The 24,824-nt window shown below is 34.4% G+C and carries 22 protein-coding genes and 1 riboswitch; of the genes, 20 read left to right on the plus strand and 2 right to left on the minus strand.

Translation table 11 applies throughout. The features are described from left to right. The first annotated feature begins 16 nt into the window (after positions 1-16). From DIS18_RS07110 to DIS18_RS07195, 18 genes are all read left to right on the plus strand, one after another. Positions 17-1,186 (plus strand): MFS transporter, encoded by a 1,170-nt coding sequence (locus tag DIS18_RS07110; protein ID WP_109352300.1) that lies wholly within the window; start codon positions 17-19, stop codon positions 1,184-1,186. Between the two features lie 7 nt (positions 1,187-1,193). Continuing rightward, positions 1,194-2,342: a Gfo/Idh/MocA family protein gene (locus DIS18_RS07115; protein WP_181363997.1), complete on the plus strand. Its 1,149-nt coding sequence runs from the start codon at positions 1,194-1,196 to the stop codon at positions 2,340-2,342. 130 nt (positions 2,343-2,472) lie between these two features. Next, complete coding sequence (locus DIS18_RS07120) at positions 2,473-3,525, plus strand: sugar phosphate isomerase/epimerase family protein (RefSeq protein WP_109352302.1); 1,053 nt, start codon at positions 2,473-2,475, stop codon at positions 3,523-3,525. 10 nt (positions 3,526-3,535) lie between these two features. After that, positions 3,536-4,537 (plus strand): ThuA domain-containing protein, encoded by a 1,002-nt coding sequence (locus tag DIS18_RS07125; RefSeq protein ID WP_245925603.1) that lies wholly within the window; start codon positions 3,536-3,538, stop codon positions 4,535-4,537. A 467-nt stretch (positions 4,538-5,004) separates the two neighbouring features. Continuing rightward, the gene (locus DIS18_RS07130; protein ID WP_109352618.1) at positions 5,005-5,628 is read left to right on the plus strand and encodes a GNAT family N-acetyltransferase; all 624 of its coding nucleotides are present in this window, start codon (positions 5,005-5,007) and stop codon (positions 5,626-5,628) included. Further along, entirely contained in the window at positions 5,628-6,803 is a 1,176-nt protein-coding gene (locus DIS18_RS07135) for an argininosuccinate synthase (RefSeq protein WP_109352303.1), read from the plus strand. The genes DIS18_RS07130 and DIS18_RS07135 overlap by 1 nt, the downstream gene beginning before the upstream one ends. A 3-nt stretch (positions 6,804-6,806) precedes the next feature. Continuing rightward, entirely contained in the window at positions 6,807-7,784 is a 978-nt protein-coding gene (argC, locus tag DIS18_RS07140) for an N-acetyl-gamma-glutamyl-phosphate reductase (protein WP_109352304.1), read from the plus strand. A 135-nt stretch (positions 7,785-7,919) separates the two neighbouring features. Beyond that, on the plus strand, positions 7,920-8,714 hold the full coding sequence (gene proC, locus DIS18_RS07145; protein WP_109352305.1) for a pyrroline-5-carboxylate reductase: 795 nt from the start codon (positions 7,920-7,922) through the stop codon (positions 8,712-8,714). 1 nt (position 8,715) lies between these two features. Then, on the plus strand, positions 8,716-9,864 hold the full coding sequence (locus tag DIS18_RS07150; protein ID WP_109352306.1) for an aspartate aminotransferase family protein: 1,149 nt from the start codon (positions 8,716-8,718) through the stop codon (positions 9,862-9,864). A 1-nt stretch (position 9,865) separates the two neighbouring features. Next, the gene (locus DIS18_RS07155) at positions 9,866-11,059 is read left to right on the plus strand and encodes a glutamate-5-semialdehyde dehydrogenase (protein WP_109352619.1); all 1,194 of its coding nucleotides are present in this window, start codon (positions 9,866-9,868) and stop codon (positions 11,057-11,059) included. A gap of 1 nt (position 11,060) precedes the next feature. Then, a complete protein-coding gene (proB, locus tag DIS18_RS07160; protein ID WP_109352307.1) occupies positions 11,061-11,825 on the plus strand; it encodes a glutamate 5-kinase in 765 nt (254 codons plus the stop codon). A gap of 3 nt (positions 11,826-11,828) precedes the next feature. Next, complete coding sequence (locus DIS18_RS07165; RefSeq protein WP_109352308.1) at positions 11,829-12,764, plus strand: N-acetylornithine carbamoyltransferase; 936 nt, start codon at positions 11,829-11,831, stop codon at positions 12,762-12,764. Beyond that, the gene (gene argB, locus DIS18_RS07170) at positions 12,757-13,539 is read left to right on the plus strand and encodes an acetylglutamate kinase (protein WP_109352309.1); all 783 of its coding nucleotides are present in this window, start codon (positions 12,757-12,759) and stop codon (positions 13,537-13,539) included. Before DIS18_RS07165 ends, argB begins: the two co-directional genes overlap by 8 nt. Before the next feature lies 1 nt (position 13,540). Next, positions 13,541-14,608, plus strand: a complete 1,068-nt coding sequence (locus tag DIS18_RS07175) for a M20 family metallo-hydrolase (protein ID WP_109352310.1) — start codon at positions 13,541-13,543, stop codon at positions 14,606-14,608. 36 nt (positions 14,609-14,644) lie between these two features. Beyond that, positions 14,645-15,919 (plus strand): argininosuccinate lyase, encoded by a 1,275-nt coding sequence (gene argH / locus DIS18_RS07180; protein WP_109352311.1) that lies wholly within the window; start codon positions 14,645-14,647, stop codon positions 15,917-15,919. Between the two features lie 43 nt (positions 15,920-15,962). Beyond that, positions 15,963-17,063: an NAD(P) transhydrogenase subunit alpha gene (locus DIS18_RS07185; RefSeq protein WP_109352312.1), complete on the plus strand. Its 1,101-nt coding sequence runs from the start codon at positions 15,963-15,965 to the stop codon at positions 17,061-17,063. A gap of 9 nt (positions 17,064-17,072) precedes the next feature. Beyond that, entirely contained in the window at positions 17,073-17,381 is a 309-nt protein-coding gene (locus DIS18_RS07190) for an NAD(P) transhydrogenase subunit alpha part 2 (protein WP_109352313.1), read from the plus strand. Next, a complete protein-coding gene (locus DIS18_RS07195; RefSeq protein WP_109352314.1) occupies positions 17,381-18,769 on the plus strand; it encodes an NAD(P)(+) transhydrogenase (Re/Si-specific) subunit beta in 1,389 nt (462 codons plus the stop codon). Before DIS18_RS07190 ends, DIS18_RS07195 begins: the two co-directional genes overlap by 1 nt. A gap of 285 nt (positions 18,770-19,054) precedes the next feature. On the opposite strand, the gene leuB is transcribed toward DIS18_RS07195, so the two are convergent. Together leuB and DIS18_RS07205 are read right to left on the minus strand one after the other, a co-directional pair. After that, positions 19,055-20,173 (minus strand): 3-isopropylmalate dehydrogenase, encoded by a 1,119-nt coding sequence (leuB, locus tag DIS18_RS07200; protein ID WP_109352315.1) that lies wholly within the window; start codon positions 20,171-20,173, stop codon positions 19,055-19,057. A gap of 10 nt (positions 20,174-20,183) precedes the next feature. After that, positions 20,184-21,359 (minus strand): 2-isopropylmalate synthase, encoded by a 1,176-nt coding sequence (locus tag DIS18_RS07205; RefSeq protein ID WP_109352316.1) that lies wholly within the window; start codon positions 21,357-21,359, stop codon positions 20,184-20,186. A 148-nt stretch (positions 21,360-21,507) separates the two neighbouring features. On the opposite strand from DIS18_RS07205, the gene DIS18_RS07210 reads away from it, so the two are divergent. Both DIS18_RS07210 and DIS18_RS07215 read left to right on the plus strand, forming a co-directional pair. After that, the gene (locus tag DIS18_RS07210) at positions 21,508-23,052 is read left to right on the plus strand and encodes a hypothetical protein (protein ID WP_109352317.1); all 1,545 of its coding nucleotides are present in this window, start codon (positions 21,508-21,510) and stop codon (positions 23,050-23,052) included. Between the two features lie 235 nt (positions 23,053-23,287). Beyond that, positions 23,288-23,413: riboswitch (SAM riboswitch) on the plus strand. Between the two features lie 132 nt (positions 23,414-23,545). Further along, on the plus strand, positions 23,546-24,820 hold the full coding sequence (locus DIS18_RS07215; RefSeq protein ID WP_109352318.1) for an O-acetylhomoserine aminocarboxypropyltransferase/cysteine synthase family protein: 1,275 nt from the start codon (positions 23,546-23,548) through the stop codon (positions 24,818-24,820). Positions 24,821-24,824: the final 4 nt, after the last annotated feature.

The following is a 24,824-nucleotide window of genomic DNA, read 5'->3' on the forward strand; positions in this document are numbered from 1 at the left end:
CCAAACTAAATAAATTATGGAGCATATTAATAAGAATAGACTGTTTTTAGCAAGTTGTTTAGCCTTAATTACTACAGCGATGACGTTTGCCATTCGTGCACGATTGGAAACCGTTTTTGGTCCCGAAGGCGTTGGTTTAACTTTAGAGCAAATTGGTTATGCTTTTGCACCAGCATTTTTTGGATTTACAATAGCTATGATTATTGGTGGGCCGTTAGTAGATTTATTAGGTATTAAAAAAATAACGTGGATGGCGTTTATAACGCATGCTGTTGGTATTGTGTTAACGTTGATGGCAGACTCGATGACGTCACTATTTATTGCAACACTTTTTATAGGAATTGGTAATGGATTTGTGGAAGCTGCCCTAAACCCCATGGTAGCATCAATGTACCCTGAGGAAAAAACTAAAATGCTAAATCGGTTTCATGTATGGTTTCCTGGTGGTATCGTAATAGGTGCATTGGTAGGTTGGCTTGTTATGGATGTTTTAGGATTAAGTTGGCAAGTTATGGTAGGCACTTTGTTTATACCTTTAGTGGTTTACGGATTCTTGTTTTTAGGACAAAATATTCCTGTAACAGAGCGTGTGCAGTTGGGTATTAGTAATAAAAAAATGTTTTCCAGTGTTTTAAAACCTTTGTTTTTATTCATGGTAGCCTGTATGTTTTTAACTGCTGCTTCAGAATTGGGGACTACACAACGTATAGAATCTTTGTTAAAAGCATCGGTGGCTAAACCATTGCTAGTACTAGCATTTATTAATGGTATTATGGCTTTGGGACGTTTATTTGCTGGTCAGGTTGTTCATAAATTAAGTCCTTCGGGAATGTTGTTATATTCTGCAATATTTACGTTTGTAGGCTTGTGGTTACTAACCATATCTAGTGGTGGTATGACGTTTGTTGCGGCTGCAGTTTTTGCGGTAGGCGTTACCTTTTTCTGGCCAACAATGCTCGGTTTTGTAGCAGAGTATTTACCAGAAACTGGTGCTTTGGGACTTTCAATAATGGGAGGTGCAGGTATGTTTTCAGTATCAATCGTATTACCTGTAATGGGTAATTTAATGGATAATGCAAGTGCTGCGGAAGCGTTACGAACCATGTCTATTTTACCTGCGATACTTATTGTAGCGTTTTTAGGATTACATATGTATATGAAAAAAAGAAATAAAGTAGAAGCTTAAATAGAATATGAGTAGGAAATTAAGAATGGGAATGGTTGGCGGTGGTGCTGACTCATTTATAGGAGATGTACATAGAAAGGCTGCGGCCATTGATGGGATGATTGAATTGGTATGTGGTGCATTTAGTAGTACTGTGGAAAAATCTATTGCATCTGGTTTAGCACTTGGCTTAGACGAAAGCCGATGTTATGGTACGTTTGAAGACATGATGCAAAAGGAAAAAGCATTGCCAGAGGATGTGAGAATGGATTTTGTGGCTATTGTAACGCCTAATCATATGCACTTTCCACCAGCAAAAATGGCTTTAGAGCATGGGTTTCATGTTGTTTCAGATAAACCTGTAACTTTAACTTTAGAAGAAGCTGAAGCACTGGAAAAGATTGTTGCAAAAAGCGGAAAGCTATTTGCGCTTACACATAATTACACTGGCAATTCTATGGTAAAACAAGCCAAAGCTATGGTGGCAAAAGGAGAACTTGGAACTATTAGAAAAATACAAGCACAATATTTACAAGGTTGGTTATCGACGTCTTTGGAGAAAACCGAACAAAAGCAGGCGGCTTGGAGAGTAGACCCAAAACGTTCTGGTATTGGTGGTGCTTTAGGAGATATTGGGACGCATGCTGAAAACCTAATTGAATACATTACCGGATTAAAAATAGAGGAAATTGCTGCAGATCTAGGACGATTTGGAGAAGGTCGTGTTTTGGATGATGATGGTAATATGTTGATGCGTATGGAAAATGGTGCGAAAGGCACAATTTCTATCTCGCAAATTGCTTTAGGTGAAGAAAACAACTTAGGTATTAAAGTGTATGGTACAAAAGGTAGTTTAGAGTGGTATCAAGAAAATCCGAATGAATTGATTACACGTTGGTTGGAAGCACCCAAAAAAATATACACACCAAACGGCAATGGTTTGCATGATGAAGCGCTAGCGGTTTCCAGAATTCCTGCCGGACATCCTGAAGGGTATTTAGAGGCTTTTGCTACTATTTACAAAAATTTTGCGACACATGTGAATGCTGTTAATGAAGGGAAATATATTGACAAACCAGATTATCCAACGGTTGCCGATGGTGTTCGTGGTATGAAATTTATTTATGCTGCTGTGGAAAGTGATATTAATAACGCAGCTTGGACGAAAATAAACTAGATTTTAAAACTAAAATTGGCGGGTACACCCGCGTTAGGGATTGAACGGCATGTTTAAAATCCCCGATTTAGGAGGGATTGAGTAGTGAAAGCCCAACCCTTGTGGTAACGCAAAAAACCAAAATATAAATATGAAAACTATAAAAGGACCAGCAGTATTTTTAGCCCAATTTGCCGGAAGTGAAGCGCCATTTAACTCGTTAGATGGTATTTGTAAATGGGCTGCAGATTTGGGGTATAAAGGCATACAAATACCAACTTGGGAATCGGGTTTAATTGACATAGAGAAGGCTGTTGATAGTCAAACCTATTGTGATGAGTTGAAAGGAAAAGTGGCGTCGTACGGCTTGGAAATCACAGAATTATCGACCCATTTACAAGGACAATTGGTAGCGGTAAATCCTGCGTATGATAACATGTTTGATGGGTTTGCACCAGAGTCGGTACGAGGTAACCCAAAAGCGAGAACCGAATGGGCGATAGATTTTGTAAAAAAATCTGGAACAGCAAGCGCGCGTTTGGGTTTAAAGGCACATGCTACGTTTTCGGGAGCGCTCATGTGGCATACTGTGTACCCATGGCCACAGCGTCCTAACGGATTGGTAGAGATGGGCTTTAAGGAATTGGCGGCGCGTTGGTTACCTATTTTAAATCATTTTGAAGAGCAGGGTGTGGATGTGTGCTATGAAATTCATCCGGGAGAAGATTTGCATGATGGGATATCGTATGAGCGTTTTTTAGAGGCTACGGGAAATCATAAACGCGCTAATATTCTATATGACCCTAGTCATTTTGTGCTACAACAGTTAGATTATTTGGCGTTTATAGATATTTACCATGAGCGTATTCGTGCGTTTCATGTAAAGGATGCAGAGTTTAATCCAACTGGAAAGCAAGGTGTTTATGGTGGTTATGCCGATTGGAAAGATCGTGCAGGACGTTTTAGAAGTTTGGGTGACGGACAGGTAGATTTTAGCGGTATTTTTTCAAAACTGACTAAATACGGGTTGGATTTATGGGCGGTTATGGAATGGGAATGCTGCATAAAATCTTCAGAGCAAGGCGCAAGAGAAGGCGCACCATTTATTCAAAAACATATTATTGAAGCGGCAACGCGTAGTTTTGATGATTTTGCTGGTGGTGCTATTGATGCCGATTATTTGAAAGGTATTTTGGGAATTTAGGAACAATTAAATGAAAATAGCAAACTGTAAATCAACTATGTTAAAATCAACATTTTATTTATTATTAGGATTTGTCTTTTTTGCAAGTATATCCTGCCAGTCTAAAGACGAAAAAATTAAAGTTTTAATTGTTGATGGACAAAATAATCACGTAGTGTGGCCTAAATCAACAATAATGATGAAGCAATATTTGGAAGAAAATGGTGCGTTTCAAGTTGATATTTCTAGGACTCAATTCTTGAATAAAAGTGAAACGTTTAGTGAATGGTTAGCATTAGCGGATGTTCCTAAAGGTGTTGAAGGTAAACCGAAAACGGATCCAGATTTTAATCCAGATTTTTCAAAATATGATGTTGTTATTTCTAATTTTGGCTGGCAGGCAGCATCTTGGTCTGAGAAAACAAAGACGGAATTTGAGGCTTATGTTAATAATGGTGGCGGTTTTGTTAGTGTCCATGCTGCTGATAATAGTTTTCCAGAATGGAAAGCATATAATAAAATGATTGCTATTGGTGGTTGGGGAAATAGAAATGAAAAAGATGGGCCTTATTTATACGTGGATAAAGATAATATGCCTAAAAGAGATTATACTGAAGGAGCTGCAGGTAGGCATGGTCCCAAAGAACCATTTCTTGTGACTACTTACAATAAAGAACATCCAATTACAAAAGGTATGCCTGATTCATGGATGCATACCAGTGATGAATGTTATGCGTTTTTAAGAGGGCCTGCTGAGAATGTAACTATTTTGGCTACAGCAGTATCAAGTAAAAAAGCACCAGAGTTAGAACAAAAAGAACCCGTAGCAATGGCTATAGATTATGGTAAAGGCAGAGTTTTTCATACAACTCTTGGTCACGATACAACATCATTTGAATGTGTTGGTTTTATAACGCTTTTAAGACGAGGCGTTGAATGGGCAGCTACAGGGCAAGTTATTAATAATGAGATGCCTGAAGATTTTCCTACTGCTCAAAAAATAGCTTCTAGGTCTTTTAAATTACAGAAATAATTAGAAATACTACTATTATAAATAATATTCAAAGTAAGATTTGCTAAAAATCCGTTATAAAATTAAGTTTTTTGAAACAAAAGGACCAAATAATAGAAATTTCTATAATTGTTGTCAAAAACTCTATAATTTTTAACTATTTAAAAAAATAATGCTTTAGTTTTACATTGTGAAAAATTCAAAAAATAAAATACGTTGTTCTACTCCCGGTTTGCCAGTGCGCAATCGCCGCCTTTTCTAATGCTCAAATATTAGTAAAAACCTAACGTAATTTTAATTTTTCAAAAAGTGTCTAAAAATTTTCTCATAGTATTTCAAAACAAAGTTAATTCAACAATTAACAACAGTTCTATTATGCGCCGCAAATTTCCACGTCGCCCGTAAGGGTATGCTTCAATTTATTGAACTAGGTGAGTCCAGTTCAGCTTTTAAAAAACAAAATAATTGACAATAATATAAGTAAGGAAATGAAGGTTGTAATAGCCGATATATCACATATAAAATACGCTAATGATATTTGCGAAACCATTGAAGCTTCTGCTCAAGTAAGAGGAACAGGTATTGCAAAACGTACACCTGAGTATATTTCAACAAAAATTGAAAATGGTAATGCAGTAATTGCACTTGACGGTGAAACATTTGCAGGATTTTGTTATATAGAAAAATGGGGCCATGGGAAATTTGTTGCCAATTCAGGATTAATTGTTCATCCAGATTATAGAGGTCAAGGTCTAGCAAAAAAAATTAAGCATAAAGTTTTTGAGCATTCCAGAAATAAGTTTCCAAATGCAAAGGTTTTCAGTATCACTACAGGTTTACCAGTGATGAAAATGAATAGTGATTTGGGATATAAACCTGTTACGTTTTCAGAACTCACAGACGATCAAACCTTTTGGGATGGCTGTCAAACCTGTAAAAATTACGATGTTTTAACACGTACAAATAGAAAAATGTGTTTGTGCACAGGAATGCTTTATGATCCTAAAAAAGTTAAAAAAGAAGATAAAGCTGAGGTTAAAGAAAAAGCATTTAAAAGATTAAAAAGAATTAAAGAGGCATTGTTTCTTAAAAAAGAAAAAAATAAAAAGTAATGAAAAAATTAGTGATAGCATATAGTGGTGGATTAGATACTTCATATTGTGCGGTAAGTTTATCGAAAGAATATGATGTACATGCAGTAAGTGTCAATACAGGTGGTTTTACAACTGAAGAAATAAAACATATAGAAAGTAATGCATATAAAATGGGTGTTTCTACGTACAAAAATATTGATGCGGTAGCTACGTTTTATCAAAAAGTAGTGAAGTATTTGATATTTGGGAATGTTTTAAAAAACAGTACATACCCACTTTCTGTTAGTGCAGAACGTATTATTCAAGCTATTGAAATTATTGAATACGCCAAAAGTATTGATGCTGAATATATAGCTCATGGAAGTACGGGAGCAGGGAATGATCAAGTGCGTTTTGATATGATTTTCCAAACTTTGGCACCTGGAATTAAAATTATAACACCTATTAGAGATCAAAAATTAACGCGACAAGAAGAAATTGATTATTTAAAATCTGAGGGTATTGATATGCCTTGGGAAAAATCTAAATACTCTGTTAATAAAGGGCTTTGGGGAACTAGTGTTGGTGGTGTTGAAACTTTGGAGTCTGAAAAACCATTACCTAGTGAAGCATATCCGTCTCAATTAGAAAAAGAAGGTGAAGAAAAAGTATCATTAACATTTAAGAATGGTGAATTTGTAGCATTAAATAGTGAAGAGAATACACCAGAAGTAAATATTGAGAAATTAAACGATATCGCTTCGGCTTATGCTATTGGTAGAGATATCCACGTTGGAGATACCATTGTTGGTACAAAAGGTCGTGTTGGTTTTGAAGCTGCGGCGGCTTTAATTACTGTAAAAGCACATCATTTATTAGAGAAGCATACACTTACTAAATGGCAGTTACAGCATAAAGAATATCTGTCTAGTTTTTATGGCATGCATTTACACGAAGGTCAGTATTTAGATCCTGTAATGAGAGATATAGAAGCTTTTTTGCAAAGTTCTCAAAACATGGTTTCAGGCAATGTAGTGGTAACTTTAAAGCCATATCACTTTTCTTTAGATGGTATTGTTTCTGATCATGATTTAATGTCGAGTAAGTTTAGTACATATGGAGAAGAAAATAAAGCTTGGACTGCTGATGATGCAAAAGGTTTTATTAAAATAATAGGAAACCAAAATAAAATATACAGACAAGTAAATTCTTAAGCTATGATTAAGGTTGGAATAATAGGAGGTGCAGGATATACTGCGGGAGAGTTAATTAGATTATTAATTAATCATCCTGAAACGGAAATTGATTTTGTGTATAGTACAAGTAACGCTGGAAACAAAATTAGCAAAGTGCACCAAGATTTGGTTGGTAGCTTAGATTTGAAATTTACAGATACTGTGAATCCTAATATTGATGTTTTGTTTTTGTGTTTGGGACACGGGAATTCGGTTAAATTCTTATCTGCAAATACATTTTCGGATAATACTAAAATTATTGATTTAGGAAATGATTTTAGATTAGAAGCCGATAAGATTTTTAATGGAAAGACATTTGTTTACGGGTTACCAGAATTGAATAAAGAAGCTATTGTAGATGCTAAATATATTGCTAACCCAGGTTGTTTTGCAACAGCTATTCAATTAGGGTTATTGCCATTGGCAGATGCTGGTTTGATTAAAAAAGATGTGCATATTAACGCAGTTACTGGTGCCACAGGTGCTGGAACATCATTATCTGCAACAACGCATTATACCTGGAGAGATAATAACTTTTCGTATTACAAACCCTTTACGCATCAGCATTTAGGAGAGATTAATCAATCTGTGAATCAGTTGCAAAATGATTTTTCATCGGAAATTATTTTTATGCCAAATAGAGGTAATTTTTCTAGAGGGATTTTTGCAACCATTTATACTGATTTTGAAGGAACAGTTGAAGATGCAAAAGCGATTTATAAATCATTTTATGCAGGTGCTAAATTTACATTTGTATCAGATGAATTTTTACATATGAAACAGGTAGTAAACACAAATAAGTGTTTGGTGCATTTGCATAAACATAACGGCAAATTATTAATTACGAGTTGTATTGATAATTTATTGAAAGGTGCTTCTGGACAAGCAGTACAGAATATGAATTTAATGTTTGGCTTAGAAGAAACAACAGGATTAGGATTAAAGGCAACTTACTTTTAAAATTGAGTAAGCACATAACAGTGGCGCGTTAGGGATAGTAGTGGAAAGCCCACAGCGACCTTTTTGGGAGCGAGGACTTGTAACGGATAGCCCGACCCTTGTGGTAACGCCAAAAAGAATAAAAAAAATAATATTATGAAAGTAGCAATTATTGGAGCAGGAAGTTTGGGGCAATCTATTGCAAAAGGATTGTTGTCTAAGAAAGTGGTGACTTCTTTGTATTTGACGAAGAGGAATACGTCGTCCTTAGAGAGTTTTAAGCGATATAAGGAAGTGACGCTAACATCGGATAATGCATTTGCGGTGGATAATGCGGACGTGGTTATTTTTGCTGTACAGCCCAAACATTTGAGTAAAATATTGGAAGATGTGAAGTATTTATTAAGAAAAGATCAGTTGATTATTTCTGTAATTACTGGGTTTTCTATAGCTAAAATTGAAAATATTATTGGTGCTAAACACTATATTATTAGGGCAATGCCAAATACTGCAGCGTCGGTTAGACAATCGATGACTTGCCTTTCTCCAAATGAAAAAGGGAAAGAAAAAGTAGAGTTGGCGAAAACTATATTTAATAGTTTGGGAGTTTCTATGGAGATTCCGGAGGAACAATTACAAGCCGCAACCGTTATTTGTGCAAGTGGAATTGCCTTTTGGATGCGATTAATTAGAGCGACTACGCAAGGTGCAATTCAGCTAGGGTTTGAAGCACATGAAGCACATGAATTAGCGATGCAAACTTGTTTTGGTGCTGCAACTTTATTAAAGAAATCTGGACGACATCCTGAGGAGGAAATAGATCGTGTTACTACACCAAGTGGCTGTACTATTGAAGGTCTTAATGAGATGGAACATCAGGGTTTAAGCTCCTCGCTTATAAAGGGAATTAATGCTTCGTTTGAAAAAATCAACCAAATAAAAACCAAATAAAATGCCGTTATTTAATGTATATCCGTTGTATGATGTAACACCTGTTTCAGGAAAAGGTGTTTATGTTTACGATGAAAAAGGAACCGAATATTTAGACCTTTACGGAGGGCATGCTGTGATTTCTATTGGTCATGCACACCCTAAATATGTTGAGGCTGTTACTAGTCAAGTTTCTAAACTTGGGTTTTATTCGAATGCTATTCAGAATCCGTTACAGAAGGAATTGGCTGATAAAATTGAAGTCCTTTCTGGTTGTAAAGATTACGAATTGTTTTTATGCAATTCTGGTGCTGAGGCTAATGAGAATGCTTTAAAATTAGCGTCTTTTAAAACAGGAAAATCTAGAGTTTTAGCATTTAGTAATGGGTTTCATGGGCGTACATCGGCTGCTGTAGCGGCTACTGATAACAAAAATATTATTGCGCCAATTAATGCGCAACAAGCGGTAACTATTTTGCCTTTAAATGATATTGAAGGTGTAAAAAAAGAACTTGAAAAAGGTGATGTTTGTGCTGTTATTGTTGAGTTTATTCAGGGTGTAGGTGGTTTAGATGAAGGTTCTGCTGAATTTTTTGAAGCTGTTGATGCTTTGTGTAAAGTGAACAATACAATGTTTATTGCTGATGAAGTGCAATCTGGATACGGGCGTTCAGGAAAATTCTTTGCATTTCAACATTATAATGTAACACCAAATATTATATCTATAGCGAAAGGTATGGGAAATGGATTCCCAATTGGTGGGATTTTGATTCATCCTGATATTGAAGCAAAGTTTGGAATGTTAGGAACTACATTTGGTGGAAATCATTTGGCTTGTGCTGCTGGTTTGTCGGTTTTAAATGTGATTGAAGAGCAGAAATTAATAGATAATGTTAATACCATGTCTGAGTACTTTATAAAAATTGCCGAAACGATTCCACAAATAAAAAAGATTAAAGGTAGAGGTTTAATGCTTGGTTTAGAATTTGATTTTGAAGTAGGCGATTTAAGAAAAAAATTAATTTACAACCATCATATTTTTACAGGTGGAGCTGCGAATAAAAAATTATTGAGAATATTACCACCATTAACGGTTAAAAAGGAGCATATTACTATGTTTTTTGAAGCGTTAATTGAAACTCTAACTGAAGTTGAAACAACTGTTGCATAACATGAATACATTATTATCCATAAACACTAGAAATACTGTATTGCTTAAAATGGCAATACTTTTAGAGCGTGAACGAAAAGCTATAATTGCTATTAATAAAACGGATTTAGATGCTTACAAAGGTGATGACATCTCTATGTTTGACCGTTTAAAAGTTGATGATGCTAAAGTAGACGAGATGATTAAAGCTGTAACGCATTTAGCTTCTCAAGAAGACCCTGTTGGTGTTGAACGTTTTAGTTTTAAACATGAGAACGGAATGCAGGTATACAATAAAACAGCTTCGTTTGGTACAGTGTTGATTATATATGAATCGCGTCCAGATGTAACGGTTGAAGCTGCTGGAATTGCTTTTAAATCAGGTAATAAAATATTGCTTAAAGGAGGTAAAGAATCATTACGGTCAAATTTAAAAATTGTTGAGTTATGGCATGAAGCTTTGAAAGAAGAAAATGCCTCTACTGATTGGGTTGAGTATTTACAATTTAACAGAACTGAAACTCAAGCTTTTTTAGAAAATCCAACTCAGAAAGTTGATTTGATTGTGCCTCGTGGTGGGGAGCGCTTAATTGCTTTTGTAAAAGAGCATGCTACCTGTCCTGTAATTATTAGTGGACGTGGTAACAACTTTGTATATGTTCATGAGGAAGCAGATTTAGATATTGCTATTGATGTGATTATGAATGGGAAGTCGAAAATTTCAGCTTGTAATGCAGTTGATAAGGTTTTGATAGACGAAAACCTTCCAAATAAAAACGAGTTTGTTAAAACATTAATTTCAAAATTAAAAGATTTTAAAATTGAAGTTTTAGGAGATGATATAGTTTCAAAAGATAATGGACTTGAAACTATCAAGTCTGATGATATCTGGTATGAAGAGTTTTTAGATTATAAGATTCTTATAGGGGAAATTGCATCAAATCAAGATACTATCGCCATGATTAATAAGTATTCTGGAGGACATTCTTCATCAATAATAACAACCAATGATGCTGAAGCAAAATTGTTTATGGAGAATGTAGATACAGCTGCAGTATATCATAATGCGTCTACACGTTTTACGGATGGCGGGCAATTAGGTTTAGGTGGCGAATTAGCGATTAGTACGGATAAATTACACCAACGCGGACCAATTGGATTACAACATTTGGTAACCAATAAATGGTATGTTCATGGTAATGGACAAATAAGATAAGATGCAGAAAAAGAAACGCATATTACTAAAAATAGGGTCTAATACCTTAACCAAAGAAACCGATAACATTTCTAGAGGTAAGATTGAAGATATTGCAAATCAAATTGCTAAACTTCAAGATACTTGTGAGTTTGTTATTGTGAGTTCTGGGGCAATAGCAGTTGCTAAACAGTTTGTGAAACTAGAGAGTAAGCAGAAAGAAGTTTTTGTGAAACAAGCTCTGGCGTCTATAGGGCAACCACATTTAATACGTATTTATCAAGAGATTTTTAGAGAATATGGGTTGTTGACCTCGCAATGTTTATTGTCATATTCTGATTTTGAAAAGGAAGAGAGTCGCGTTAATATTACAAACACTATAAAGGTTTTAGTTAACAACAACTACATTCCTATTATAAATGAAAATGATACAGTGGCGACAGATGAAATTAAATTTGGAGATAATGATAAATTAGGAGCGTTAACTGCATCTCTTCTAGATGTTGATTTATTTATGATTGCCACTAATACAAATGGTATTTATACGAAAGAGTCAATCGAAAATGGTACACATAAAACAATCAGTGAACTTCAAGATTTTGATGATTTAAGAAGGCAGGTTGTGAGTTCTAAATCAACACACGGAAGCGGAGGAATGGCATCAAAAATTGAAGCAGCTTCAGTAACTAAAAAGGCGAATATAGAAACATGGATTGTAAATGGATTAGAAGATGATTTCATTTTGAATGCTATGGAAGAGAAAGTTCCTTTTACAAAAATAAAATAGAAGATGAATTATACATCAATACACGATATAGACAACATTAGCGCTTGGATTGAAGAAGCAAAAACTTTAAAAGCAAATCCGCTTAAACACATTCAATTAGGTAAAAATAAAGTACTAGGATTATTATTCTTTAATTCAAGTTTACGTACGCGTTTAAGCACTCAAAAAGCAGCTTTAAATTTAGGAATGAATCCTATAGTAATGAATGTGTCTGGTGATGCTTGGGGTATTGAGTTTGGAGATGGAACGGTTATGAATGGAACAACTGCAGAACACATTAAGGAAGCAGCTGCAGTGGTTTCACAATATTGTGATATTATAGCTGTTAGGGCATTTCCATCATTGATTGATAAAGAAAAAGATGAAAGCGAACACGTTTTAAAATCATTTGCAAAATATGCCTCTGTGCCTATTGTGAATATGGAAAGTGCTACAGGACATCCATTACAAGGATTAACTGATGCTATTACCATTTCAGAGCATGCAAAAGTTGCTAAACCTAAAGTAGTTTTAAGTTGGGCACCGCATATTAAGGCTTTACCTCATGCTGTGGGAAATAGTTTTGTTCAAGCAATGCAAAAAATGGATGTGGAGTTTGTAATTGCCAATCCTAAGGGTTATAATTTGAACCCTGAAATTACTGGAGATACGCCAATTTATCATAATCAAGAAGAAGCATTTAAAGATGCCGATTTTGTGTATACAAAAAACTGGAGTTCGTATGAAGATTATGGGAAAGTTGTAAATACAGACCCTAATTGGATGATTACTAAAGAAAAATTAGGTAATGCAAAGTTTATGCATTGTTTACCAGTGCGACGAAATGTAGTTGTTGAAGACGCTGTGTTAGATACCGATAGCTCATTAGTTATCGAACAGGCCAATAACAGAACCTATGCAGCACAATTGGTGCTTAAAAAAATATTGGAAAATGCCTAAAGAAAAATTATCCATAGTAAAAATAGGAGGTAATATCATTGAAGATGAAGCGTCATTAAATGCATTTTTAAAATTATTTTCTAATTTAGAAGGAAAGAAAATTTTGGTCCATGGTGGTGGAAAACGTGCAACTCATATCGCTTCAAAGCTTGGTATTGAATCTAAAATGATAAATGGACGTCGTATCACCGATGCTGATACTTTAGAAGTTATTACTATGGTATATGGTGGTTTGGTGAATAAAAACGTGGTAGCTAAGCTTCAGGCTTTAAACACCAATGCCATTGGTTTAACTGGAGCAGATGTAAACAGTATCAAATCTGATAAACGCCCTGTAAAAGATATTGATTTTGGATTTGTAGGTGATGTAAAAGAAGTGGCTTATAAATCTATAGATAAATTAATTCAAGCCGATTTTACACCTGTTTTTTGTGCTATTACACACGATGGAAACGGCCAATTGTTAAATACCAATGCAGATACGATAACCTCGCAAGTTGCTGTAGGAATGAGTAATTTATACGAAACATCTATTTATTACTGTTTTGAGTTGAAAGGTGTTTTAAGAGACATAAATGATAAAAATTCTGTGGTTAAACATATCGATTCAAAAATTTATCAAGATTTATTGAATCAAGGTATTATTGCAGATGGTATGCTTCCAAAACTTGAAAATTGTTTTGACGCATTACGACATGGCGTTAACACAATAAATATGGGAAATACAGCCATGTTAACTCAAGAGAATGATGATTTTACAACAATAACCTTATAAGATGGCGATACAAGATTTAACAAATGATGCGATATCACTTTTAAAAAAGCTGATAGAAACGCAGTCGTTTTCTTCTGAAGAAGATGTTACTGCATCGCATATTGAAGATTGGTTTACACGATATAAAATTGACTATAAGCGAACGAAAAACAACGTTTGGGCAGTTAATAAATATTTTGAAGAAGGCAACCCAACACTATTGTTAAACTCGCATCACGATACGGTTAAGCCAAATTCAGCATATACAAACGATCCTTTTAAGGCATTTGTTGAAGATGGAAAATTATTCGGGTTAGGCAGTAACGACGCTGGCGGCTGTTTGGTGTCTTTAATCGCAACATTTACGCACTATTATAATCACGAAAATTTAAAATATAATTTAGTTATTGTCGCTTCTGCGGAAGAGGAAAGCAGTGGTCCAAACGGGCTGAATAGCATGTTATCTATCATCCCAAAAGTTGATGTGGCTATAGTGGGAGAACCAACTTTAATGAATCTTGCCGTAGCTGAAAAAGGTTTAGTCGTTTTTGAAGCCGTTATTGAAGGAACACCAAGTCATGCAGCGCATCCAAATGATAATAATGCCATTTACAATACGATTGATGCTTTGCAATGGTTTAAAGATTTTAAGTTTGAAAAAGGCTCAAAAGCTTTAGGCGATGTGAAATTAACAGTAACACAAATTAGCGCAGGATCTCAGCATAATGTGGTGCCTGGTCATGTAGACTTGGTTATTGATGTTCGTGTGAATGATGCTTACAGTAATGCTGAGATTGCTGAAATTTTACAAGAAAAAGCGCCAGTAACTAAAATTACTCCACGTAGTTTACGATTAAATTCTTCTTCTATTCCTGTGGAGCATGATTTGGTAAAAGCAGGCATTGCTATAGGAAGAACAACTTACGGGTCGCCAACATTATCAGATCAAGCTGTGTTAAGTTGCCCAAGTTTAAAACTTGGTCCGGGGGATAGTACACGTTCACATTCAGCAGACGAATTTATTTATGTAAATGAAATTGAAGAAGGCATAAAAATATATGTTGAATTGTTGAATCGGGTAATCGTATAAACAAATCAACGCATAAACAAATAAACATTTTTTACAATGAAACTCTGGGATAAAGGTATATCAATCGATAAAAAAATAGAACAATTTACTGTTGGGAACGACCGTGAAATTGATATTCATATTGCGAAATACGATGTGATTGCGTCAAAAGCACATGCTAAAATGCTTCAAAAAATCGGTATTATTTCGGTTGAAGAATTGGTTGATTTATTAAGAGGACTAAAAACTTTAGAATCTCAAATACAAGAGGGCACATTTGTAATAAATGAGCAGTTTGAAGATGTACATTCAAAAATTGAATTTGAACTCACAAAATCATTAGGCGAGGTTGGAAAAAAAATACATACAGCACGTTCAAGAAACGATCAGGTTTTAGTGGCTTGTCATTTGTATTACAAAGATAATTTAAGTTTAATTAAAACTAAAACAAAAACGCTTTTTGATACGCTTTTAAAGTTGTCTGAAAAATATAAAGATAAAGTTTTACCGGGTTACACGCACTTGCAAGTAGCAATGCCATCATCATTTGGGTTGTGGCTTTCTGCTTATGCAGAGTTAATGATAGACGATGTTTATATGCTAAATGCAGCCATAAAAACAGTTGATCAAAACCCCTTAGGTTCTGCTGCTGGTTATGGAAGTTCATTCCCGATTGATAGGGAGTTAACGACTAAAGAAATGGACTTTGCATCCCTAAAATATAATGTGGTTGCTGCACAAATGGGTCGTGGTAAAAACGAGCGAACTATTGCTGCCGCTTTAGGTGGTTTATGTAATACCTTATCGCGTTTTGCTATGGATGTGTGTTTATATATGAGTCAGAATTTTGGCTTTATATCGTTTCCAGATGAATTAACTACAGGAAGTAGCATTATGCCGCATAAAAAAAACCCAGATGTATTTGAATTAATACGAGGGAAGTGTAACAAAATTCAAGCCTTACAGTCTGAAATGATTTTGATTACCAATAATCTACCAAGTGGTTACCACAGAGATTTTCAATTATTGAAAGAAAACATGATTGCCGCTTTTGAAGAGTTAAAAGATATTTTAGATATTTTTAATTTCTCGATTCAGCAGATTATTGTAAAAGATGTTGATATACATGATGATAAATACAAGTATTTATTTACTGTAGATAATATTAATACTTTAGTTGTGGAAGGACAAAGTTTTAGAGAGGCCTACCAAAAAATAGGTGGACAAGTGCAGGATGGGACTTATATTCCTGATACTTCAAAAAAGCATACCCATGTTGGAAGTATCCATAATTTGTGTTTGGATAAGATTAAAGAGAAATTTCCAAAATAGTCAAACGTATAAAACTAAAAAAACTAACTAACTATATTGATTTATGAAAATAGGTATTTTAAAAGAGACGCATAAAGGGGAAAAGCGTGTTTCTTTATCTCCATTTATTACTAAGCAATTAGTAGAAAAGGGATTTGAAGTTCTTGTAGAAAAAGGAGCAGGAACCAATTCTTCATATAAAGATTCTGATTATGAGGGTTATGGAGCAGAAATTGTTTCTAGAGAAGCTGTTTTTGAAGCAGCTCAAGTACTCATTAAAATTAACCCATTTGATGAACAAGATTTAAAGCTGGTTCATAAAAGACACATCTTAATGAGTCAATTATTTCATAAGTCAAGCCCAGAATTGATTAAGGCTATTGCAGAAAAAGGTGCTTCGGCATTTTCAATGGATGCAATGCCACGTATTTCCAGAGCTCAAGATATGGATGTATTAAGCTCTCAAAATAATTTAGCAGGTTATAAAGCGGTGATTTTAGGAGCTTATGAAATGACCAAAATATTTCCTTTAATGATGACTGCTGCTGGTACTATCACACCGTCCAGGGTTTTGATCTATGGTGTTGGTGTTGCAGGTTTACAGGCTATTGCTACAGCTAAAAGACTAGGTGCTGTTGTTGAAGCTACTGATATTAGATTGGAAACTAAAGAACAAGCAGAATCGTTAGGCGCTAAATTTATTTCTGTAGAAAACAATACTGAAGAATCTGAAGGAGGTTATGCTAAAGAAGCTTCAAGTGACTATGCTGAAAGACAAAAAGAAGCAGTTAATAAATCATTATTCCAAGCTGATTTAGTTATCACAACTGCTAATGTTCCAGGGAAGAAAGCACCATTATTAATAACTGAAGACCAAGTTCGCCACATGAAAAATGGGGCTGTAATTATAGATTTAGCTGCAAATCAAGGTGGAAATTGTGAAGTAAGTAAACTAAACGAAACCATTAATGTAAATGGTGTAAAAGTCATAGGAACTAGTGTTGCACCTGAAAGTGTGTCAACTAACGCTAGTGAGTTATATGCTAAGAATATATATAATTTTATTATGCATTTAACAGAAGATCTAAATTTTAAATGGGATTTAGAAGAAGAGATTACAAACGAAACACTGATTGTTCAAGACGGAATTCAACGTAAAAACTAAATTAAAATTATGAATGAATTAATAGAATTTATTAGCAATAATCTACAAATTATATACATAGTTATTTTATCAATATTTGTAGGTGTAGAAATAATAAAAAGTATTCCTGCAGTTTTACACACACCTTTAATGTCTGGAGCAAACGCCTTAAGTGGTGTTGTGATAGTTGGAGCAATATTGGTGATGTTGCATTCAAATCCAACAGACTATGTAGCATTAGTACTTGGGTTTATTGCAGTGGTGTTAGGTGTATTAAATGTTGTTGGCGGATTTGCTGTTACCAACAGAATGTTAGACATGTTTAAAAAGAAAAAGTAATGAGTATTATTTTAAGTATTATATATTTAATTGCAACAGTAACGTTTATTGTAGGATTAAAAAAGTTAGGGCACCCAGATACTGCAAAGTCAGGAAATTTGATTGCTGCAGGAGGAATGGGTTTAGCTATTGTTGGGACTATTTTTGTTCATGATTTAGAAGTGCCAACACTTATTTATGTTTTAATTGGGGTCGCTATTTTAGTGGGTTCAATCATTGGGGGTTTAATAGCGGTTAAGGTAGAAATGACTAAAATGCCAGAATTGGTATCATTATTTAATGGATTTGGTGGTGCTAGTGCTGCATTAATTGGAATTGTTGAGTTTGGAAATGCAGATATTAAGGCAGCTAGTGCATCAATTGTTTCTACTATTTTATCGGCAATTATAATTGGAGCTATTACTTTTTCAGGAAGCTTAATAGCATGGGGAAAATTAAATGGTTCAGTAAAAAGTGTTATAAAAATTCCACAATATAACATTGTCAATAATCTGTTTATAATAGCAATAGTGGCTTTAGGAGCATATGTAGTTGTAGGAAATATTGATAGTCAAATACTATTATATTTATTATTAGTTGGTGGATTAGTTTATGGGATTTTATTTGTACTACCTATTGGAGGAGCTGATATGCCTGTGGTGATATCACTATTAAATTCCTTAACGGGTATTGCCGCGGCTATTACTGGAGTATTGTATAATAATATGGTAATGTTAGTAGGTGGTATTTTAGTGGGTTCTGCAGGAATAATTTTAACAGTAGCTATGTGTAAGGCCATGAATAGAACCTTAGCTTCAGTAATTTTTGGTTCGTTTACAGCAAGTGGAAGCGTTGAAGGAGTAAATAAAACTTTAGGGTCTATTAAAAGTACTACAGCTAGTGATTCGGCTATTATGATGAATTATGCATCAAATGTTATAATTGTTCCTGGGTATGGATTGGCTGTGGCGCAAGCACAACATGTTATACATGAATTAGAAGAGCTCTTAACAGATAAAGGCGTTAATGTAAAGTATGCTATTCATCCAGTTGCAGGACGTATGCCAGGACATATGAATGTATTATTAGCTGAATCGAATGTTGAGTATAATATGTTGGTTGAAATGGATGATATAAATCCACAATTTAATAATGCTGATGTGGTATTGGTAGTAGGTGCTAATGATGTTGTAAATCCAGCAGCTCATAACGATCCTTCTAGCCCTATTTACGGAATGCCTATATTGGATGTTGAAAACGCAAAACATATTATTGTTAATAAACGTAGTATGAAAGCTGGTTATGCTGGAATTGAAAACGAGTTGTTTTATAATTCTAAAACAGCCATGTTGTTTGGAGATGCCAAAGCTACTTTGACAGATTTGGTTGCTGAGTTGAAGAATATGTAATTTTCTATGGTTTGATTTATGTTATTGAATGTAGCTAACCATTAAATATTTTGAAGATTTTGATGCACGTTAAGTTCTGCGTTAGGGATAGTAGTGAAAAGCCCATAGCCTGACGAAGGAAGTGCGAGGACTTGTAACGTATAGCCCGACCCTTGGGGTAACGCCCGAATAAATAATCAATAGAAAAAAATAAGACATTAAAAAAGCGCATTTGTCACAATGCGCTTTTAAGGACTTTCCGATAAAAATAGTAGTTTAATTTGTTTTGGTGACTAACTCAAATAATTAAATAATAGTGGATTGCCCTATATGTATATTGGTGAAGTTTAGATTAGTTTCGTCTGGATTTTGTATAAAATCTTCTATAAAATCGCCCACTTTTGTAGTGGTTATATTATCGTATTTATTGTTTAAATCTGGTGTGGTAATGTGTAGTTTAAGCGATTTGTCTACACCTTCTCTTACCAAGGCGGCTTCTTCGTATAATCCGAAATGATCCAATAACATTGCTGCGGATAAAATGGATGCTATTGGATTTGCAACCCCTCTGTTAGCAGCTTTGGCATATGCACCATGAATGGGCTCAAACATAGCATGTTTGTCGCCAATGGAAGCCGATGCTAATAGCCCGATGGACCCAACAATAACGCTAGCTTCTTCGGATAGAATATCGCCAAACATATTTTCGGTTAAAATAACATCGAATTGTCGCGGATGAATGATAAGTTCCATAGCGGCATTGTCTATGTACATGAAATTGACTTTTACATTTGGATATTGAGGTGCAATTTCTTTAACTACACGTCTCCAAAGACGAGAGCTTTCTAGTACGTTAGCTTTATCTACTAAGGTTAGCTTTCGTTTTCTTGAAAGGGCAGCTTTAAAGGCTAAATGTGCAATACGCTCTATTTCGAATCGTTCGTATTTACATACATCTGAAGCAATGTTACCATCGTCACTTAAATAACGATCCCCAAAATAAATACCACCTGTTAACTCGCGATAAATTAAAATATTGGTGTCTTTTATTTGCTTTACTTTAAGTGAAGATTTGTTTAATAAATCTTCGTAAGCTATAATTGGACGAATATTGGTGTACAAACCTAACTCTTTTCGGATGCCTAAAAGCCCTTGTTCTGGACGGATTTTAGCATCTGGATCTTCATCATATTTTGTGTCTCCTATAGCCCCAAATAAAACAGCATCTGCTTTTTTGCAAATGCTAATAGTTTCTTCTGGTAATGGGTTTCCTGTTTTATCTATGGCACTAGCTCCAACTAATGCTTTTTGAAATGTAAATATGTGGTTAAATTCCATAGCTACAGCCTTTAAAACCTTGACGGCTTGTGCTGTAACTTCTGGTCCTATACCATCGCCTTGTAAAACGGCAATATTTAATTTCATTCTATTGTTTTTAAGCAGAAGTAATCTCGCTATATACTTTGCTGTTTTCTATAATTTGATGAATATCACTATCATCAACTTCTTTTTTCTTATCTGCAAAATCTAAAAAATTAGTATAGATTTCGTCTAATTGAAGTTTTGTTAATTCGTATCCAATATTTTTGGCTCTATAAGCTAATGCAGCTCTTCCGCTTCTTGCTGTTAAAACAATTGCAGATTCTGTTACACCAACATCTTTGGGGTCCATGATTTCGTATGTTTCACGATTTTTAATAACACCGTCTTGATGAATTCCAGAACTGTGAGCAAAGGCATTAGCACCAACAATAGCTTTGTTTGGTTGCGTGTAAATTCCCATACTGTCTGATACTAATTGGCTCATGCCGTAAAGCATTTCAGTTTGGATTCCTGTATCAAGATTTAGATAAGGGTGCTGCTTTAAAATCATAACCACTTCTTCTAGCGCCGTATTTCCAGCACGCTCTCCAATACCGTTAATAGTACACTCAATTTGACGTGCTCCGTTTATTACACCTTCAATAGAGTTTGCTGTAGCTAACCCTAAATCGTTATGGCAGTGACAAGATAAAATAGCCTTATCAATACCTTTTACGTTTTCTTTTAAATACTTGATTTTTGCACCATATTCACTAGGTAAACAGTAACCTGTGGTATCAGGAATGTTTAAAACAGTAGCTCCGGCTTTAATTACAGCTTCACATACGCGAGCTAAATATTCGTTATCTGTTCTACCTGCATCCTCGGCATAAAACTCAACATCTTCAACAAAAGATTTAGCATAACTTACTGCTTTAACAGCTCGTTCTATAACGTCTTCTTGTGTAGATTTGAATTTGAATTTTATGTGAGAATCTGAAGTTCCAATACCAGTATGTATTCTTGGTGTTTTAGCATATTTCAATGCCTCACCAGCTACTTTTATATCATTTTCTACAGAACGGGTTAACCCACAAACCGTAGCGTTTTTTACAATTTTAGAAATTTCTTCTACTGATTTAAAATCTCCAGGGCTAGACACCGGAAAACCAGCTTCAATAATGTCAACTCCTAATAAATCAAGCTGTTCAGCAATAATTAATTTCTGTTCAGTATTCAATTTACAGCCAGGGACTTGCTCGCCGTCTCTTAGCGTTGTATCAAAAATTTGGACTTTATTATCAGACATTTATTAAAATATATTTTCGTATTGTTACACGAATGTATATTTTGGTTTTCTAAATACATAACTTCTTATTTATTTTTTACGATGTTTAACTTGGTTTATATTGTATTAAATAATTGAATATCAGTTTTTTAATACTGTTTTTGTGACTATGACGAAAGAGCAAAAAGATAATTTATTTGTGTTAGTAAAATCGTTGTCTAAATCCGAAAAAAGGCAATTTAAGCTTTATGTTGGACGATTGGGCGTAAATGAAGATTCTAAATTCTTAATGCTGTTTAATATTCTCGATAAACTTTCATCGTATGATGAAGCTGTTATTCTTAAAAAAGGTATTGTAAAAAAACAACAGCTCTCAAACCTTAAAGCACATTTATACAAACAAATTTTAATTAGCCTACGATTAAATCCGTCTCATCAAAATGTGAGAATTCAGATCAGAGAGCAGCTCGATTTTGCTACCATATTATATCATAAAGGACTCTACAAACAAAGCTTAAAGATTTTAGATAAAGCAAAAAACTTAGCTATTGCGCATGAAGAAAAAAATGTGGCTTATGAAATTGTTGAGTTGGAAAAAGTAATTGAGTCTCAATATATTACTAGAAGTATTAGCAATCGTGCAGATGAATTAACAATTCAAGCAAAAGACTTGAGTTTACAGAATGTTTTAGCAAGTAAACTCTCTAATTTGTCATTACAGCTTTACGGGCTGTTTTTAAAAACAGGTTATGTAAAGAATGATGAAGAGTATCAAATTATTGATAAATATTACCATGATAGATTACCAAAATATGATATTAATAAATTAGGTTTTCGAGAAAAACTTTGGTTATATAAAGCAAAACTCTGGTATAGTTTTTTAACGGTAGATTTTTTATCATGCTACAAATATGCATCTAAATGGGTTGATTTGTTCTATGATAATAAAGACATGATTGTACTAAATCCAGTCTTTTTTCTTAGAGGGAATCACTATTTGTTAGAGGCTTTGTTTTACCTAAGGCAGTACAATAAATTTAAAGAAACACTGGCGAGATTTGAAGAAATTACCCAAGAAAAATGGTTTCCTTTAGATGATAATAATGAGTCTTTGGCATTCTTGTATATTTATAATAATAAGTTTAATCTTCATTTTATTGAAGGCAGTTTTGTAGAAGGTTTATCTTTAATTGATGAGGTATTAGATAAACTAAGAAGCTATAATAACCGTATAGACGAGCATCACATTATGGTTTTTTATTACAAAATGGCTAGTATGTATTTTGGTGCAGGAGATAGCAGAAAATGCATTTATTATTTAGAAAAAATTATAAGCAATAAGTCGCTACAAATGCGAGAGGATTTACTGTGTTTTTCTAGAATTTTAAACCTAGTAGCGCACTACGAAGCTGGCTTAGATTACAATCTAGATGTGCTAATAAAAAGCACCTATAAATTCCTCATTAAAATGGAAGATTTGTACGAGGTGCAAATACAATTTATCAAGTTTCTTCGTGGATTGGGAGACATCTATCCACACCAAGTTAAGGGTGAGTTTATCAAGCTACACAAGAAATTAAAAGAATTTGAAAACGATCCTTACCAAAGTCGTGCCTTCCTGTATCTAGACATTATTTCGTGGTTAGAATCTAAGATTGAAAATCGTCCTATTGGCGATGTTATACGAGATAAATTTAAAGCAACTTTATCCTAATTTTTTTTGGCGTTACCCACAAGGGGTCAGGCTTTTACTGCTCTCCCGATTACTATCTGAATCAAACATACCGTTCAATCCCTAACGCATTATCCGCCAACTGCAAATTTTTATTAGTAGTTTTCAGTATTTGATAAAATCTCTAAGCACTTAAAATAAATTTTTCTTCTTAAAAGTTTGGATATTAACTTTTCTACACGATATTTGCAGTCACAAAGTTCAAATACTTATTGAAATGTTATCAAGAAAGGTGGAGGGATTAGACCCTGTGAAACCTTAGCAACCCTTTAAACTTATTAAAGAAGGTGCTAAATTCTACTTGAATTACCAATTCATTTATTGGTGTTTAGATAGATAACCCCAAAAAATTACTTTATGTAATTTTAATAATTCTTTATAACATTTTTCTATTGAGTACGCTACATGAGTAGCATATTTTGACTTTTGGTTTAGTCACAATTGTGATAAATTATTAACTAAAAAAATTAGAAAAATGAGCGATCAAAAATTAGCAACAAACGCATTACACGCAGGTCATGATGTCACAGCAAACGGAGGAGCAAGAGCAGTTCCTATTTACCAAACAACGTCTTACGTTTTTAATAATTCAGACCATGCGGCAAACCTATTTTCTTTGCAAGAATTAGGGTTTATTTACACACGTTTAAATAACCCAACAAACCAAATTTTACAAGAGCGTTTAGCGGCTGTAGAAGGTGGTATTGGAGCCGTAGTTTTTGCTTCAGGAACAGCAGCCATTGCAACAGGATTATTAACGCTTTTAAAAGCAGGAGACCATGTTGTAGCATCTAGTAGTTTGTATGGTGGTACTTATAATTTATTAAGTGTTACACTTCCAAGATTAGGTATTACAACTACATTTGTAGATGCTTCAAATCCTGATAATTTCAAAGATGCTGTGCAAGATAATACCAGAGCGTTTTTTGTAGAATCTTTAGGAAACCCTAAACTAGATGTTTTAGATTTAGAAGCTATTGCAGAACATTCAAAAGCAGCAGAAGTACCTTTTATTGTAGATAATACGGTAGCAACACCAGCATTATTAAACCCAATAAAACACGGAGCAAATATTGTAATCCACTCGTTAACCAAATATATTGGCGGACAAGGAACATCTTTAGGTGGAGCTATTATTGACGCTGGTACTTTCAATTGGGCAAACGGGAAATTTCCAGAATTTACAGAACCATCTGCGGGGTATCACGGTTTAAAATATCATGAAGTTTTAGGTGCCGCCTCTTACACATTCAAATTGATTTTAGAAGGTTTAAGAGATTTTGGTGGGGCTATGAGTCCAACAAATGCATTCAACATCATTCAAGGTTTAGAAACATTACCAGTTAGAATCAAGCAACATAGTGAAAACGCTTTAGAATTAGCAAAATGGTTAGAGGCGCAAGATGAAGTGGCTTGGGTAAATTATCCTGGGTTAGAGAGTAGTAAATACAATGCTTTGGCTAAGAAATATTTACCTAAAGGGCAAAGTGGTATTGTTACTTTTGGACATAAAGGTGGATTCGATGCAGCAAAAACGATTGCAGATGAAACTCAAATATTTTCTTTGTTAGCTAATATTGGAGATACTAAATCATTGATTATTCATCCGTCGAGTACCACACACCAACAATTGGATGAAGCAGAACAAGCTTCGGCAGGTGTATCTACAGACTTAATACGTTTGTCAGTAGGTATTGAAGATATTGAAGATTTAAAAGCAGATTTAAAACAGGCGTTTGCAAAAATATAATTGA

Source organism: Algibacter marinivivus (assembly GCF_003143755.1).
Taxonomy (GTDB): Bacteria; Bacteroidota; Bacteroidia; order Flavobacteriales; family Flavobacteriaceae; genus Algibacter_B; species Algibacter_B marinivivus.

Bases quoted from the DNA above. Each gene is read 5' to 3' on its own strand.
- DIS18_RS07115 (WP_181363997.1), top strand. From the start codon at position 1,194: ATGAGTAGGAAATTAAGAATGGGAATGGTTGGCGGTGGTGCTGACTCA.
- DIS18_RS07125 (WP_245925603.1), top strand. From the start codon at position 3,536: ATGAAAATAGCAAACTGTAAATCAACTATGTTAAAATCAACATTTTAT.
- DIS18_RS07185 (WP_109352312.1), top strand. From the start codon at position 15,963: ATGAAAATAGGTATTTTAAAAGAGACGCATAAAGGGGAAAAGCGTGTT.
- DIS18_RS07195 (WP_109352314.1), top strand. From the start codon at position 17,381: ATGAGTATTATTTTAAGTATTATATATTTAATTGCAACAGTAACGTTT.
- leuB (WP_109352315.1), bottom strand. From the start codon at position 20,173: ATGAAATTAAATATTGCCGTTTTACAAGGCGATGGTATAGGACCAGAA.
- proC (WP_109352305.1), top strand. From the start codon at position 7,920: ATGAAAGTAGCAATTATTGGAGCAGGAAGTTTGGGGCAATCTATTGCA.
- DIS18_RS07120 (WP_109352302.1), top strand. From the start codon at position 2,473: ATGAAAACTATAAAAGGACCAGCAGTATTTTTAGCCCAATTTGCCGGA.
- proB (WP_109352307.1), top strand. From the start codon at position 11,061: ATGCAGAAAAAGAAACGCATATTACTAAAAATAGGGTCTAATACCTTA.
- DIS18_RS07190 (WP_109352313.1), top strand. From the start codon at position 17,073: ATGAATGAATTAATAGAATTTATTAGCAATAATCTACAAATTATATAC.
- DIS18_RS07130 (WP_109352618.1), top strand. From the start codon at position 5,005: ATGAAGGTTGTAATAGCCGATATATCACATATAAAATACGCTAATGAT.
- DIS18_RS07215 (WP_109352318.1), top strand. From the start codon at position 23,546: ATGAGCGATCAAAAATTAGCAACAAACGCATTACACGCAGGTCATGAT.
- argC (WP_109352304.1), top strand. From the start codon at position 6,807: ATGATTAAGGTTGGAATAATAGGAGGTGCAGGATATACTGCGGGAGAG.
- DIS18_RS07150 (WP_109352306.1), top strand. From the start codon at position 8,716: ATGCCGTTATTTAATGTATATCCGTTGTATGATGTAACACCTGTTTCA.
- argB (WP_109352309.1), top strand. From the start codon at position 12,757: ATGCCTAAAGAAAAATTATCCATAGTAAAAATAGGAGGTAATATCATT.
- DIS18_RS07175 (WP_109352310.1), top strand. From the start codon at position 13,541: ATGGCGATACAAGATTTAACAAATGATGCGATATCACTTTTAAAAAAG.
- DIS18_RS07135 (WP_109352303.1), top strand. From the start codon at position 5,628: ATGAAAAAATTAGTGATAGCATATAGTGGTGGATTAGATACTTCATAT.
- argH (WP_109352311.1), top strand. From the start codon at position 14,645: ATGAAACTCTGGGATAAAGGTATATCAATCGATAAAAAAATAGAACAA.
- DIS18_RS07155 (WP_109352619.1), top strand. From the start codon at position 9,866: ATGAATACATTATTATCCATAAACACTAGAAATACTGTATTGCTTAAA.
- DIS18_RS07205 (WP_109352316.1), bottom strand. From the start codon at position 21,359: ATGTCTGATAATAAAGTCCAAATTTTTGATACAACGCTAAGAGACGGC.
- DIS18_RS07210 (WP_109352317.1), top strand. From the start codon at position 21,508: ATGACGAAAGAGCAAAAAGATAATTTATTTGTGTTAGTAAAATCGTTG.
- DIS18_RS07110 (WP_109352300.1), top strand. From the start codon at position 17: ATGGAGCATATTAATAAGAATAGACTGTTTTTAGCAAGTTGTTTAGCC.
- DIS18_RS07165 (WP_109352308.1), top strand. From the start codon at position 11,829: ATGAATTATACATCAATACACGATATAGACAACATTAGCGCTTGGATT.